General features: G+C 61.4%; 12 protein-coding genes. 2 read left to right on the top strand and 10 right to left on the bottom strand.

The window, feature by feature from the left end; all coding sequences use genetic code 11:
- Positions 1-21: 21 nt before the first annotated feature.
- From NCR98_RS26125 to NCR98_RS26100, 6 genes are all read right to left on the bottom strand, one after another.
- Entirely contained in the window at positions 22-1275 is a 1254-nt protein-coding gene (locus NCR98_RS26125) for an arsenic transporter (RefSeq protein ID WP_250527765.1), read from the bottom strand.
- Entirely contained in the window at positions 1272-2510 is a 1239-nt protein-coding gene (locus tag NCR98_RS26120; RefSeq protein ID WP_250527764.1) for an MFS transporter, read from the bottom strand. Before NCR98_RS26120 ends, NCR98_RS26125 begins: the two co-directional genes overlap by 4 nt.
- A 112-nt stretch (positions 2511-2622) precedes the next feature.
- On the bottom strand, positions 2623-3171 hold the full coding sequence (locus tag NCR98_RS26115; RefSeq protein ID WP_250494695.1) for a hypothetical protein: 549 nt from the start codon (positions 3169-3171) through the stop codon (positions 2623-2625).
- 52 nt (positions 3172-3223) lie between these two features.
- A complete protein-coding gene (locus NCR98_RS26110) occupies positions 3224-4027 on the bottom strand; it encodes a hypothetical protein (protein ID WP_250527763.1) in 804 nt (267 codons plus the stop codon).
- A gap of 150 nt (positions 4028-4177) precedes the next feature.
- Complete coding sequence (locus tag NCR98_RS26105; RefSeq protein WP_250527762.1) at positions 4178-5557, bottom strand: sigma-54-dependent transcriptional regulator; 1380 nt, start codon at positions 5555-5557, stop codon at positions 4178-4180.
- Positions 5542-7026: a sensor histidine kinase gene (locus NCR98_RS26100; protein ID WP_250527866.1), complete on the bottom strand. Its 1485-nt coding sequence runs from the start codon at positions 7024-7026 to the stop codon at positions 5542-5544. The genes NCR98_RS26105 and NCR98_RS26100 overlap by 16 nt, the downstream gene beginning before the upstream one ends.
- Positions 7027-7452: 426 nt before the next feature.
- Between NCR98_RS26100 and NCR98_RS26095 the strand changes: the two genes are divergently transcribed.
- Positions 7453-8577: a VIT1/CCC1 transporter family protein gene (locus tag NCR98_RS26095; RefSeq protein ID WP_250527761.1), complete on the top strand. Its 1125-nt coding sequence runs from the start codon at positions 7453-7455 to the stop codon at positions 8575-8577.
- Positions 8578-8607: 30 nt separating this feature from the next.
- On the opposite strand, the gene NCR98_RS26090 is transcribed toward NCR98_RS26095, so the two are convergent.
- The 4 genes from NCR98_RS26090 to NCR98_RS26075 all read right to left on the bottom strand — a co-directional run bounded on the left by NCR98_RS26090 (position 8608) and on the right by NCR98_RS26075 (position 13984).
- Positions 8608-9534, bottom strand: coding sequence for an alpha/beta hydrolase (locus NCR98_RS26090; RefSeq protein ID WP_250527760.1), 927 nt, complete (start codon positions 9532-9534; stop codon positions 8608-8610).
- A complete protein-coding gene (locus NCR98_RS26085) occupies positions 9531-10271 on the bottom strand; it encodes a DUF4118 domain-containing protein (protein ID WP_250527759.1) in 741 nt (246 codons plus the stop codon). Before NCR98_RS26085 ends, NCR98_RS26090 begins: the two co-directional genes overlap by 4 nt.
- Before the next feature lie 401 nt (positions 10272-10672).
- Positions 10673-12550, bottom strand: coding sequence for a serine hydrolase domain-containing protein (locus NCR98_RS26080; protein ID WP_502799811.1), 1878 nt, complete (start codon positions 12548-12550; stop codon positions 10673-10675).
- A 198-nt stretch (positions 12551-12748) separates the two neighbouring features.
- A complete protein-coding gene (locus tag NCR98_RS26075; protein WP_250527758.1) occupies positions 12749-13984 on the bottom strand; it encodes an MFS transporter in 1236 nt (411 codons plus the stop codon).
- Positions 13985-14123: 139 nt separating this feature from the next.
- On the opposite strand from NCR98_RS26075, the gene NCR98_RS26070 reads away from it, so the two are divergent.
- Positions 14124-14573, top strand: coding sequence for a winged helix-turn-helix transcriptional regulator (locus NCR98_RS26070; protein ID WP_244830522.1), 450 nt, complete (start codon positions 14124-14126; stop codon positions 14571-14573).
- Positions 14574-15166: the final 593 nt, after the last annotated feature.

Here is a 15166-nt window from a genome sequence, read left to right as displayed (position 1 = left end):
TTTGTCTTCGAATGCCTGAGCTCAATTTCCGACTAAGAGCCGCGCGCCGAGGCTCAATAAGAGCGCGGGCAGCATGACAATCGCACCGACCTTCAGGAACTGCATGAAGCTCACTTCCTCGCCTTCGCGCCGGATGGACGAGAGCCAGAGAATGGTCGCCAGCGAACCGGTGATCGAGAAATTGGGACCGAGGTCCACGCCGATCAGCAACGCATCGATCACGCGTTCGGGGCTATGTGCTTGCAGCACGGTCGCGCTTGCAATGAGACCCGCTGGCAAGTTGTTGATGGCGTTGCTGCCGAGCGCGATGACCACGCCCGACACCGCCGCCGTTACCGCCTGATTCTGCTGCGACGCGAGCGCCAGCAAATGCGAAAGCGCCGTGACGACGCCCGTATGCGCCAGCATCTCCACGAGCACGAAGAGGCCAGCCACGAGCGGCAGCACGCTCCACGATATCTCGCTCATCAGCTCGACCGGAGATTGACGTTCTTTCACGAGCACCACCAAAGCGGTGCCGATGCCGAGGATCGCGGTGGGCAGGCCGAGTTGCATGTCGAACGCGGAGACGGTGAGCAGAGCCACCGCCGTGACGCCGATGCCCGCGAGCGTCACTTTGCCGTTCGCGCTGAGCGGTTCGACGTTCAGATCGCGAGCGCACGAGCCAGCGAGTTCGTCGCGCTGCGTCCAGCGCAGCATGAAATACGTCGCAACGATCGACAACACCGAAGGCAAGGCAAATCGCGCAATCCACGAGCCCAGCGCGGGCGTGTGATTCGCGTAAAGCACGAGATTCGCCGGGTTCGAAATCGGCAACACGAAGCTCGCCGCGTTGGCGATGAACGCGCACACGTACAAGAGCGGCAACGGCTTCGTATGCGCCTTCCTCGCCGCAGCGAAAACAGCGGGCGTGAGCACGACGGCGGCGGCATCGTTCGAAAGGAACGTCGTCACCACGACACCGAGGAGATACACGAGCAGAAAGAGCTTTCGGGGCGAGCCCCTGGCATGGTTCACGGCAAGCACCGCGATCCAGTCGAACAGGCCTTCGCGCCTGCCGAGTTCCGACAGCAGCATCATGCCGATGAGAAACAGGTAGACGTCGCTTCCCTTGCCTATCGCCTGCCACGCGAGATTCAGCGGTAGCAACCCGAGCGCGACGAGCAACACGGCGCCCGTAACCGCCCAGATCGCCTCGGGCCATTTGAAGGGACGCAGTATGACGCCGGCAGTCGCGGCAAGCCCGATGCCCCAGGAGAGAAAAATCGGATTCATGTAGCGAGAGAGGGTTCGTTGGCAGAATCGCGATGGATGCCGCATGCCTTCTTGAGCGCGCTGCCAAAGAATAGCCACAACAAGAGCGAGCCGATGGACACGGCTCCGAGTACGAGAAACGCAACCTTATAGCCGAAGTGCTGGGCGAGCATGCCGCCGAGCGCCGGACTGAGCGCCGCGCCGATTCCCTGCACGGTCATCACCACGCCCTGCCCGACATTCACGCGCCCCGTGCCTTGCAGCAAGCGCACGACGAGCGCGGGAACGGCCACGCTTTGCAGCCCCGCGCCGATGCCGTCCAGCGCCTGCACGGGCCACACGCCCCAGGCGTTGATGAACATCGCCGCGACCAGACCGCGCAGCGGCAGTGCAAGAAAGGTGATGAGAATCACGCCCCAGTAACCGATACGTTGAATGATCCGGCTTGCGAAAAACGCGGCGGCCACCATCATGAGTTGCGCGATGACGATGGTTTGCGCGGTAAAGGCGCTTGGATCGCCCTTGTGTGCCGCGACGACGGCAAGGCCATAGAGCGGCAACATCGCCGCATTGCCGAGGTGGAACATCGCGAGTGAAGCGGCAAGCAGCAGCAACGGCTTGCACGTGAGCAGCATGCGAAAGCCGCTTGCGTGCTCGTGTTCGCGCTCCTTCGAGGACGAAGCGCCGAGCCCGCGCGCACTATCGTGATCGATCGAATCTCGCCGGATCAGAAGCGTGGAGATCACGGTCATCGCGCCGAACAAGCCCGCGAGCACGAACACCGCGCCGAAGCCGAAACGCCAGCCGAGCCACCCAGAAAGCGCCGCAGCCACGACATTGCCTGCGTGATTGGCCACCTGGTTGCGCCCGAACTGCCGGTCGAAACCGCGTTCGCGCACCATGCCGAGCGTGACGCCAGCCACCGCCGGACCGAGCGCCGCGCCTGTCACCGCCGTGAGGATCTGCGACGCGGCGACCATCCAGTAATCGTGCGATACCCATAGCACGAGCGAGGCGAGCGTCGTCATCACGCCTGCCACGACGATCAGGCCGCGCTTGTAACGCGTGGCATCGACGAGTGCGCCCGCTGGCGAGGTCGCGAGCATCCCCGCAATGCCGCCGAGCGTCATCACGGTTCCGATAGCATCCGTATGCCAGCCCTGAGCCTGCAAAAAGACCCCGAGAAATGGTCCGATGCCGGCTTGCACATCGGCCATGAAGAAGTTCAGGCCTTCCAGCGCGTAGAGAGGATTCATTGGGTGATCACCCCTTCAGGTGGTTCAGGCTTTGGTAACAATCGTCGGATGAAGCGTGCAGATCCCCGAAATGTACCCAACTCAGCATGTCGCTCTCCTCGTCGTGCTTGCTTTACGCGTCGATCAGTTCGGCGATCTCGTCCACTTCGATCGTGCAGCCATGACGATTTTTGACGCCATGCCCCCACGCCTGGACATGCGCGCCCGGAGTCAGATACGCGACCAGTTCGGCGGCGGCATGCGGCGGCATGCGCAACGACGTGCCATCGTCGAGCAATGCGCCGCGCAACTCGCCTTTCGGACCGAAGAGCGAGAGCACCACTTCACCGCTCGCGTCGATCGGCTCGCGCTCGACGTGCGGCTTCTCATGCGGCTTGCCATCGTGATGCGGGCCTTCGTCGAGAATGACCTTGCCCGTCTTCGTCACGAGCGCGACCGCCGCGATCATGTCCGCGCCGCGCGGCTTCACGCCACGCACGCCGACTTCATCGCCCACGGCGATTTGCCGCGCGATCTGGCGCGACAGATGAGGCGGAAAATGAACCTGCCGCGCATGACGGGCGCCGAGCACGAAGCCATCCAGTTCGCCGTGCGGATTCAAAAGGAAGCGCGTCACGGTGCCACGCGTTTCGGGAAGGCTGTCAGGGTCGATCCAATGCATGTTTTGATTCCTCGTTCAGATGTCGATGAAAGTTCGCTTGTAACCGGCAGGTTCAAGGGTTGGCCGGAGCGCGGTCATAAAGCCGCGTGAGTTTTCCCGGTGCGCCGAATGCCGTCGCCTGAAGCGCGGTGCCGTACTGATTGCGCGTGCCGTAGCCTTGCGCGGATACCTTCGCGCCCGTGTGGACGAGACTCGGAAACTGCTGCGCGACCGGAGGCGTGAGCTTGATGACGGTGCCATCCGCGAGAATCACGCCGTCCGGTTCGCCGCGCGGAGCGGTCGTGACATGGGCCACTTGCCCCTGTGCGGTCAGATGCGCGAGCCCCGCGCCACGCAATTCACGCGGCATGGGTTGCGCGCCCGGAAGCGGCGGCGTATCGACGAGTTGCTGGCCGCTTCTCGAATCCGCGATGCGTTGTGCCTTGAGATTGCCGCCCGCATCGCGCAAGCCGCTGATTTGCACGCTGTCGCCGGCACGCATCGCGGAGACGAGCTGCGCGCTCATATGCGGCGGAAAGCGCACGAGCGCGCCGTCGTCGGTCAGAAAGCCGTCGACGTCGCCATCCGGGTTGGTGAGGAAGCGGGCCACCGTGGCCCGTGTGTCCACTGCCGTGCCGGCGTCGGCTGATTCGAGCGGAGCCTGACCAGGCGGCGGCGCGGGCATGGCAGTCGGTGCGGGCGCGGCGGCAACCGGCGGAGGTACGACGGGCGCCGCTGCCGGTGGCGCAACGGGTGTCGCCGCGGCTTGCGTCTGAGCAACGCAGCCCGTGCTGGTCACGAGCAAAGCGGCACAAGCCGCCGCGCCGAACACGCGAACAGCGTTGAGTTGAATGGGATACTTCGAGGTCGATTGCATGACTCACTCCTCCACTAGGTGCGCAGTCTTTTGCAAGCCCTATGCCATGAGCCTCGACCCCTTGCAGCCTATGGGCGACGCCATGTCACGCGACCACGGTGTCAAGGAATCGGACACACGCAGTCCGGTTGCTTGACACTTGCCGTCTGCTCAGTCGCCGGAATTGGAGGAGTCGACGTTCGCCAGACGCGTATAGAGCGACTGGCGGCTGATGCCGAGCCTGCGCGCGGCTTCTGCGCGATTGCCATCGGCGAGTGCGAGTGCACGGACGATCAGCGCCCGTTCGAGTTGCGCGAGCGCGTCGTTGAGCGGCAGTTCGGCGAGACTGGCGGGAATGGCGTCGTTGACGCTGGCGGCGGTATCGAAGAGAAAGGCGAAGTCATCGCGCGTGAGCAGCGCGCCGGGCGCAAGCGCGCTCGCCCTTTCCATGGCGTTGGCGAGTTCACGGACGTTGCCGCGCCAGCCGAAGGTGACGAGCAGACGTTGTGCATCGGATGACAGATGCTTGCGCGTTTCCGGCGATGCCGCGAGCGTCGAGAGGAAGTGCTCCGCGAGCGGCAAGATGTCCGCAACGCGTTCACGCAAAGGCGGCATATGCAGAGGAATCACGTCGAGCCGGTACAGCAAATCCTGACGGAACGTTCCTGCCGCGACCATGGCCGGAAGGTCACGATGCGTCGCGGCCACGATGCGCACATCGACGGCTATGGTTTGATTCGCGCCGAGCGGCGTGACCTGGCGCTCCTGAAGCACGCGCAAGAGCTTCGCCTGCATGGCAAGTGGCATGTCGCCCACTTCATCGAGGAACAGCGTGCCGCCGTGCGCCTCTTCGAAGCGCCCGCGCCGTTGTGCATGCGCGCCAGTGAACGCGCCCTTGCCATGCCCGAAGAGCTCGCTCTCGAGCAAGTCCGCTGGAATCGCCGCACAGTTCACGGCGACGAACGGTCCCCCGGCGCGCGCCGACGCGCGATGCAGCACGTGCGCCGCCACCTCCTTGCCCGTGCCCGTTTCTCCGGTGATGAGCACGGTCGAACTCGTGCCCGCCGCGCGGCCAAGACGCTTTTGCACGTCGCGCATGGTTTCGCTGATGCCGAGCAATTGCGGCTCGCGCGACCGCGCTTCGTCGGCGAATGCCGGCGGCGCGGCGGCGGGCGCATCGGCGTGCGCGGCGAGCATGCGTTCGAGCAACGCGGCGATCTCGTCGCGGCCGACAGGCTTGGTTAAATGCTCGAACGCGCCGAGCCGCATTGCGCCGATGGTGTTGTCGCTCGTCGCGTGCGCGGTGAGCATTGCCACAGGCACGCGTCGAAGGTCTGCGTTCTCGCGCAGCGATTCCAGGACCGAGAGACCGTCCGCACCGGGCAGCCGGAAGTCGAGAAAGATGCAGTCGGGGGTGTCGTGCTCGCGCAGCCGCTCGAACGCCGCCTCGCCGGAGCGCGCTTCGAGCGGCGTGTGACCCAAGTCCTGAACGGTTTCGGCGAGGCCTTCGCGGAAGGCGTCGTCGTCGTCGATGATCAGTATGGTCGCCATGGCAAATCGATCACAAAGCGCGTCACGTTGGAATCTTCCGCAAGAAAGGCGCGCCCGCCATGCGCCGATGCAATCTCACGAACCACGGCAAGACCGAGACCCGAGCCGTCGGGGCGCCCCGTCACGAACGGCTCGAAAATGCGCTCTCGTTCGGCCACGTTCACGCCGGAACCATCGTCGATGACTTCGACTCGCAGACGTTTGCCCTGCGCACATTGTGCGCCATACACGCGCACCTTCACGTGTCCGCCCGGTGGCGCATGCCGCAACGCGTTGACCACCAGGTTGTCGAGCGCGCGCGCCAATTGCGCGGGATCGAAGACGGGCTGGGGCGCGCCTGTCTCGACCTCCGCGTGCAGGGAGACGTCCCGGCATTGCGCGCGCGACTCATGCGACTGCACGATCTCCGCGAGCCAGACGTGCGGGTCGACCGCGCGCGCGTCGATGGTCACGGGCTGCGTCAGGGCAAGCAGGCTCGTCACCTGTGATTCGATGCGGCCCACCTGCTCGATGATCGTCTTCAACGCGGCTTCGCGGCGCGTGGCGTCGCCAGCAAGCGCGTTTTCCGCTTTCAGACGCATGGCGCCTGCGGGGTTGCGTATTTCGTGCGCGATCTGCGCGGCCATCTTGCCCAGCGTGCTGAACCGCTCCGCCTGCGCGAGTTGTGTGCTCAGTGCGTTCGCTTCGCGCTGCAGGCGCTCGGCGCGTTCGACGTATCGATTGAGCGCCGCGACGATCTGATCCAGGTCCTGCTCGCCGAGCCGTTCCAGCCGCTTGCCTTGCTCGAACGCGCCCGCTGGCGCAAGCGCCTGTTCGAGCCGCGTGAGGTTGCGTTTCCAGCGTCTGAGGGCCAGCGCAAGAAAGAGCGCAAGCACGACGATGATGGTAAGCACGCCCGCGAGAATGCTCGCAGCGCGCTCTCCATACGGCCCGAGCGGTGGATGCGCGCGCGTCAGCATCCACGCAAAGAGGCCGGTATGGCGCGGCACGGGACACGCGACGGCGACCACGGCATCGCCGCCGCTCGACACGACATCCTCTTGCATCTGGCTCGCGCTCGCCGCGTTTTTTAGCGTTCGCAGAATGAGCGGCGTTTCGGCCTCGGGGACATCGCGCTTCACGCCGCTGCCTTCGTACGTGGGAAAGGCGTACGCGAGAAAGCCGTTCGGTGCGCCCTTTGCAGGGGCCGCGGTCCAGAAGCCGCCTTCGATGCCATCGGTGCGGATCAGCACGAGGTCGAGGACCGCGTGCATGAGATCGAAATTGGTTTCGCCGGGACGTTGCATCGACAAGTCATAGCGCGATGCGACCGCCGCGCAGGCTGCGGTTGCCTGGCTTTTCGTGGCGGTCACGCGCTCGCCGAGCGCCGAGGAAAGCATGAGCCACACGGCGGCCGTGAGCAGCCCGCAGAGGACCGCCACGAGTATCCAGAGCGCAAAGAGCTGTGCGGAGAACGACGGTCGCGGCATCAAGATAGGGAGACTGAATGGGTTGGCGCTCTTGTAAGCAAGTATCTCGCCTAGCTTGGATCGGGAAGCGATTGTTCAAGCATTGGATGACGATGTCGAATGCTTTCGTTTTTGCGGCATATTTGTGTGGTGCAGTGAATCGCTCCTCCCAACTTCGTGATACGGTAGCGCAGCACGTGTCTCGTCGAGGCATGACGCAGCGTTGACGCAACGGGCTTACCGCATCTTTGTTCCATCGATCATGCAGTTCGATTTCCCATTCGGGCGACCATCCTTCAAAGGCTGGTCGCCCGTTTGTGCATTTGGGCTCGCAAAACCGTGAGCAGAGTTAGAAGTGTTTTTATTCTCATCTGAGATGAGAGTCGCTTGAATATTTTTTGCGCGCCTCCATGCGAAAGGCAAGAAGTGCGCGCGATGGGAAACGACATGGCTTCCGCACAAGAACTCAGAAAATTTCGGGCAAACCTCGCCGATGAACTTCACAGCGCCGCGATCTACGAGACGCTGTCACGCGTGGAACAAGACCGCTCTCGGAGCGAAGTCTTTAGCGAACTCGCCGCATCCGAACGAATGCATGCACTCGTGTGGGCCGATAAACTCAGGGCAAACGGAAAAAAGGCGCCTTCCGGTTTCAATGCCAAGACTTATCTCATGCAAGCGCTCGTCCATTTGCTCGGACCGCGCTTCGTGCTTCCGTCGATTGCGGCTGCGGAGTTTGCCGACCGCAACAAGTACGCGGGCAATCCGGACACCGCACGCATGTCGGAAGACGAGCAACGACATGCGAGCGTCGTGCAGGCAATGGCAAACTCGGGCATGCCCGCGGCGTCGCAAGGCGCGGACATCGCGCAAGGCGAGTCGTGGCATCGCGGCGTTTCATCCGGCAACGACTTGCGCGCCGCCGTGCTCGGCGCCAACGACGGCCTCGTCTCGAACTTCTGCCTGATCATGGGCGTGGCGGGCGCTGGCTCGGGCAACAAGGCCATCCTGCTGACCGCGCTTGCCGGATTGATTGCCGGCGCCTGTTCGATGGCACTGGGCGAATGGCTTTCGGTGACCAATGCACGCGAGCTTGCGCAGGCGCAGGTATCGAAGGAAGAGAACGAACTCGAGCACAGCCCGGAATCGGAAGAACACGAGTTGACGCTCATCTACAAGGCGAAAGGACTGAGCGCGGAAGAAGCGAGGCGCGTGGCCGCGCAGATCATGCAAGACAAGGACAAGGCGCTAGATGTGCTCGTGCGCGAGGAACTGGGTCTGGACCCGGCTGAACTCGGTGGCAACCCTTGGTCCGCGGCGGCCGTGTCGTTTTGTCTGTTCGCCGCCGGCGCTATTTTTCCCACGATGCCGTTTCTGTGGACATCCGGCACGACCGCCATTGTTCAGTGCATCGGCTTCAGTGTGCTGGCGCTGGTGGCTATCGGCATGTTCACGTCGCTCTTCAATGGCCGCAGCGCAAGCTTCTCGGTGATGCGCCAGGTTGTCGTGGGACTGGCTACTGCCGCGTTCACGTTCGGCATCGGGCACGCGCTGGGAGTGGCGGTGTCTTGATGGAAGCAAAAGCTCGACATTACCGTCACGTCAAAGGTCGCGGCGAAACCACTTCGCGAAGACGCCAGATTCCGCGAGCGAGTGGGTAGCCTGACGCCGCGTTCCTTGCGCTCGCGCGACAGAGACTGCATTCAAGCCATCGTTCTTCAGCTTGGCCGCCTCTTCAAAAAAATAATGCGTTTCGCGAGCAACCAGATCGCGTTCATTGTCCATCGTGATGATGTGATAGCAGTCGTCGAGGAAAATCTTGCGTCGACGTGTCGAACCGATACCGCGATACACGACATCGGCGTTCGCGGTGGTGGAGATGTCGTCGTCTATTGCATGAATCAGCAGGCAGTCTGCTTTGATCTTTGCGATGTTTTTGGTTACGTATTTCGCCAGGGCTTTGGCTTCGAAGATATGGTGCATCGATAAAGTGGCGGCGCCGATTTCGGAATCCCCTCGACGCTGCATGCTCTTTGCCACTTTTGCCCTTAGCGCCTCGTTCTTCAAACCGAAGGGCGAGCGCTCACGCAAGCTGTAGAAATTCCGGATCGGTGTTTTATAGGCGAGACCTAGCATCCAGTGATACCAGGGAATGGTCCAGCCGTCGTAGTCGAGCGTGACGGAGAGTAACGACAGCGCAAGAATTTCAGGCTCCTCTATGGCGAGCGCAAGCGCCAATGTGGCGCCAATGCAAAGACCGCCTACCGACACGCTGCCATACGCGCCCGCGAGTTTTCGATAATGCGCCCTGACCTGCTCGCGCCACTCGACGGACGTGCCGCATTCGGTTCCAAGTCCATACCCGGGCAGGTATGGGACATGCACGGCAAAGCCTTGTTTGGCGAGCGCCCGGGCCACATAACCCATTTCCTGCGGCGTGCTTCTCAAGCCATGAAGCAATAAGACAGCATGATTTCGGCTGCTTGCGGCGTGGACGATATCCTGCATCAATACGTTTTGAGCGCTCATTCAATAGACTCGGGCGGAACTTTCAAAATCAGATACGCGCCGTGCGAGGTAGGAAAGCGCTCCAAGCGACATGTCAAATCGGAACCAATGACATCACGGCGAGGCAATCTGACAACCCAGCTTCTCGTGACCTCGTCGCTCGATTGTTCGAAGGCCGAGGCAAACGTAGACGCGTCGCCTTCGGAAAATGTCGCCATTAGGCGCGATGAAGCCGATTCTCCTTCCAACGGCGCAAGTTCTTTTTCGAACGATTCGTTGACGTACTCATAGGACGACCCAACCTTCCCTATGTATAGGATATCGGCGCTTTCGTCCGTGAACTGACGAAGCAATCGGTCTGAAATCAAATGCGACGCCTCCGCGCTTCTTCTACGCTTGTCGGACCGTAAAAGCATTTGATGTCGGGACCGCGCGACTTCGGCAAAAAGTCTGGCTTCGTGTTGAGTGCGTCTAAGCCACTCGATCATGCAGAGGAAAAGAAGCGTAGCCGTTGGGAAAGCAACGAAAAGAATCACGTCCTCTTTGTCGAAGTATCCGAAATTGGCATACGGTGGTACGAAAAAATAGTCGGCGATAGGCACGCCAATGGCCACCACGAGTATGGCTGGACCAATACCGAGAAAGAACCCCACGAGGACCGCCGCGACCGTGAAGAAAAGTGCAGGCATGTGCGCTTCCAGCACGGGGTGCATCAACTCTCGCGCACCGAAGGCAGCAAGCGCGGCGACCAGTGCCACTCCATAGCGCCAGGCGCCTCTGGGCGCCCAGCTCCTTGCGTTGTTTAACACTCGTACTCCACGGAGTTTTGGATGGTGCGTCTCGGCGTCTGAATACGTCATTCATGCTCACCCGTTGCGCGCTTTTCCGTCCGACAAACCACACCACATGCCAGCCGCGACGCGCACCATCTTTCGCTTCGATGAGCCTTGACTGAGATCGCGATGATTACGGCCATACTAAGCTTTGGATACTTAGGCGACCCTTGGCAAGCCGTTTCGCATGATCGATTACATTACGCATACGCATGGCGACAAGGCACCAGACGTGTGGTTCTTTTGACGTGGACGTGAGGGTTTTGCTAGACGTGCCGATGAGTGTCGACGCGCGAGGCGTCGACACGGCTTTCGTCGTGAGGGCGTTACACCTGCGCGTAAATCGAACTGCCCAAGGTCAGCGTGGTGGCGTTGCTCGCCGAGGCAAAGCGAATCTCGTAGAGATCGCGGCCGAAGTTGCCCGGCACCTTAACCGACATGCCGCCGCGGTCATCTGCAAGCGGCACGAAGAGTTGATAGCGAAGGTCGCTATTGCCATACAGCACGTAGCCCGGCAATTCGGGCAGGCTGGTGAGATACGCGGGCTCGTTGCCGTCGACCACTATTGGCACCGCTGTCGGCGAGTCGTTCGTCACGCGCCATTGCGTGCCCAGGCGTTGCTGCCACGCGGCGTCGAGTGGCGCGAGCGCGGCAAGTTGCTGGCCGATGGGTAACGTAAGGAAGGCATAGCCCGCGCCAGGGACGACGCGTTTCATCAGATAACGATAGCTGAATGGGGTGCCGTCCTCGTCGGTTCCGGTGACGACCGCGAAACGGTACGAGGCCGTATCGCTATTGCTCCAGTACCATCCGTCGCTGCGGTACTGATAGGCGCCCGCGCCAAGCTGCCCCCACGTGCGCGTCACACCATTCCACTGGTTGAGTTGCACACTGCCGTCGTCGTTGGCGATCACCTGAAGCGGCGAGTCCGAGTTGCCGTAGATGCCGGCCGTGTCCGCGATAACCGGACCCGTAGCCGCTGAAGGCGCCGTGCCGCCGACCGTGGGCGGCAGCGCGGCGATGGTGCCGTCCTCTTTCAATGCCGAAAGCACGATGCTCTCCGCAAGCTTGCGCGCGTCGTAGCCCGTATTGCCGGTCACCATCAACGCCAGTTGCGCCTTCGGCACGATGAAGAATTCGCTCGTGAAGAAGGCCGTGCCGCCGTCCTTTTCCCATCCGAGAACGCCGGCAGCGGCTAGCCCCGGTTGCACGACTGAATCCCATGCGAGACCCCAACGCCATTCCGGCGATGGATTGATCAGGAGCCCCGCTGTCTGGTCCGTACCCATCTGCGCGATGCCCGCCGCGGACACGATCTGCTTGCCCTCGAACGCGCCGCCGCCGAGGAACATCCGCGCGAGATTCATCATGTCGCCGGGCGTCGAACTCAGCCCGCCCGTCGCGTAAGCGTTGACGAACTCCTGATATTGCGTGCCGTTCACATAGGGATACGAGAACGAGCCATCGGTCGGCACACTCGTCAGATAACTCGAATTGGTCATCTTCAGCGGCGCGAGAATGTTCGCCTCGACGAAGCTCGCGAAGCTTTGCCCGGTCATTGCCAGGACGAGTTGCTCCACCATCGTGAAGCCGTCGTTGCAATACACCGCAAGCTCGCCCGGCAAATGCTTCAGATGAGTGTTGGCGAGCTCGGCCTGCGTGTCGGCCGCATAGCCGGGAACCGGCGAGAACGTGAATAGATTGCGCGAATTGGTACCGGGAAAACCCGACGAATGCGACAGCAGATGGCGTGTCGTGATTCGCGTGTACTCGGGGGAAAGCATCGAGAACGTGGGCAGATAGCGGACGATGGGGGTATCGAGCGTAATCAGTCCACGGTCCTGGAGGATCGTTGCGGCAAGCCCTGCAAAGAGCTTGCTGACCGATCCGATATTGAAGCGCGTCGCTGTCGTGGCCTGGGTCTGGCTCGGCACCGACGATGCGCCGAACGCCTGCTGCCACACGACGTCGTTGCCCTTGAGCATGGCAACCGAGATGGCGGCCACGGGCTGCGCCGTATTGCCGATGGCTTGCTGGATAGCCTGCTGGCCCATCGCAATGGTCTGCGGGTAAGAGGCGGCGTGGTTGTCGTCGCCGCCGCAACCGGGCAGCAGTGTCGCTAGCATGCCTGCGCCGGTGAAACCGAGGAACTGCCGGCGTCCCGAGCTGGAAGGTTTGTCGTTATTGCGGTCAGATGGAAGCACGGCGGTTCTCCTTGTTGATCCAGAGCCTACGTAGTGCGGTTTCTGCCTTGCGCGGCGAATTATAGCCTTCCTAACGGCTTCTTAGCATCGAAAATTTTGCTCTTCGGTGCGGTGTATTCGTCTCCCGTCGACATCGCCTGGACAAGCGTCATTTGCCGCTTCGCCTTTCTCGCGAAGCGGCTTTGCATGAGTCGTCGCTTAGCGATTTTGCGAACGCAACGTAACGGCCCAGAAAACGAGCGCAGCCACACTTACGGCGAACCCGAGGACGCAGACACCCATCCAGCCCGCTTGCGCATACACGTAAGTGGACGCCGCCGCGCCGATACCGCTCCCCGCCGAATAGAAAAGCATGTAGCAGCCCACGAGACGCCCGTGCGACGCAGTCTGGCCGCTCAAAATCATGCTTTGATTGACCACGTGCACTGCCTGGCCGCCGAGGTCGAGCAACGCGATTCCCACCATCAACGCGATCATGCTCTGCGACATGAGGCTTATGGGTATCCACGAAGTCACAAGACAGATCAGCGCGATGCCAGTGGTCCACTGACCGAGACCTCGGTCGGCCAGATAGCCCGCCCTCGCTGCGGCCAGCGCCCCGATTGCGCCGACCAGCCCGAACGCGCCGATCTGTGTATGCGACAGCGAGTGCGGCGGCGCGCTGAGCGGCAAGACCAGCGCGCTCCAGAAAATACTGAACGCCGCGAACATGAAAAGGCCGATCACGCCACGAACCCGCAACACGCGCTCGGATGCAAGCAGCATGAACATCGACCTTAGCAGTTGAGCGTAGGTCAGCTTGAGCGGGCTCATGTGCGGCGTCGGCACTGCGTTCCAAAGCACGAGCAGCATGACGGCCGCCAGTAGACCCGATATGAGATACACCGAGCGCCATCCTGCAAGGTCGGTGATGACGCCAGCGAAGCAACGCGCCATTAGCAACCCGACTACCACGCCGCTTTGCGCGGCGCCAACTACGCGACCGCGTTCCGATTGATGCGCAAGTGTCGCCGCGTACGCGATCAATCCTTGCGTCATCGCGGTGCCGAGCATCCCGACGCCGACCATGCCGATGAGCAATATCGCCGGCGAATGCGCGAAGCCGACCATGGCCAGAGCAGCCGTGAGAAAGACGAGCTGTATGCACATCAGGACCTTGCGGTTAAGCAGATCGCCAAGCGGTACGACCAGCAGCAGAGCCAGCGCGCAGCCAACTTGCGTTGCCGTGATGACGCCGCCAACGGCTGCCTGCGTAATGCGGAAGTCTTCGGCAATGGCGTCGAGCAGGGGCTGCGCATAGTAGACGTTCGCGACACTTACCGCGCAGCACACTGCGAGCAGCAAAACGAGGACGGACGGCAGTGAGCGCGGCGCATCTTCTGCGGGATTGTCGTTTTGTTCTGTCGCGTCGCACGGTGTGCTTCCGGCATTCATGAATCGCCCTGCCCTTATATCTTTAACCAGTTTCATAATGCAACTAGAATCTAGCCTAGACAAACTTGTTTTAAAATGCAACTGGTTGAGGTGGGTCGCTAAGACGGATATCGGTTCGGATTTGACTGGAGAAATGCAAATGGCGCAGCGCAAAAGTCTTGCGGATTCATCGTGTCCCGTCGCACGGGCACTCGATATCGTAGGCGAGCGATGGGCGCTGCTTATCGTGCGCGATGCGTTCGACGGCGTGCGTCGCTTCGGCGAGTTTCAGGAAAGTCTCGGGATCGCACGCAATATTCTCACCGACCGCTTGCGACTCCTCGTCGATGCGGCCGTGCTCGAAGTGGTCCCTGCGTCGGACGGCTCCGCCTATCAGGAATATGCGCTAACGCCGAAGGGCGAAGCGCTGTTCCCTGTGATTGTCACGTTGCGGCAATGGGGTGAAGCCAACCTTTTTGCACGCGGCGAAAAGCATTCGCAGCTAATCGATCGCGCGAGCGGTAAGCCGGTGGCTAAGCTGACGTTGCGTACGGCTAGCGGTATCGCGCCCGCGGCGCGTGGAACATACGTTAAGAAAGTCACGGCGTGACGATCTTTTTCGGTGTGAAAGGCACTCAGAACAATTGATTTCAACGTTGAGTAAACCAGACTGCGCCGATGAATGGTCTGGGCCTACTCAAGGTCATCCGCCTTTGAGATCGTCAACTCGCCCGACTTAACGATCGCATGTTTCAGTCGCTGAACTCAATCGCACCGTCTCCGCTTGATTCGTTGCCTTCGGCGCGTCGACGGATTCGTCTGCGGTGCCGACACGAGTGCATTGTGGCTTAGCGAGTTCGAACCATCATTCGATTGACGCCATTGCGTGCGGGCTCTCCTTGCCATGTACTCTCGGCACTCGACAAAAGACCTTCAGAGCGCAGCCGCGTCTGCTTCAGAAATCGTGAGTCGGAGACAAGTCCCAAGGGTGTCTGTTTGTGACGTTCACTTTCCAGAGCGCTGTCTGCCGCTTTAATACACCCCCAATTTCGAATGCGTATGGACGCTTGCCCTTAAAAGCCGTCTTTATAATTTTTAGCGTTTAAATTCATTCACTTAGAAAATAGTAACCGCCTTGGTGGCTTGCTTGGCATGCCTCTCGCATATGTAGCTGCGAGCGTAACAAGTTATCGCTCGACCAAC

Origin of the sequence: Caballeronia sp. GAWG2-1 (assembly GCF_023631405.1) — a bacterium.
In the GTDB taxonomy this organism is placed as follows: Bacteria; Pseudomonadota; Gammaproteobacteria; order Burkholderiales; family Burkholderiaceae; genus Caballeronia.
Note: the sequence above shows the minus strand (reverse complement) of the source record. Positions and strands in the feature narration are given on the sequence as shown.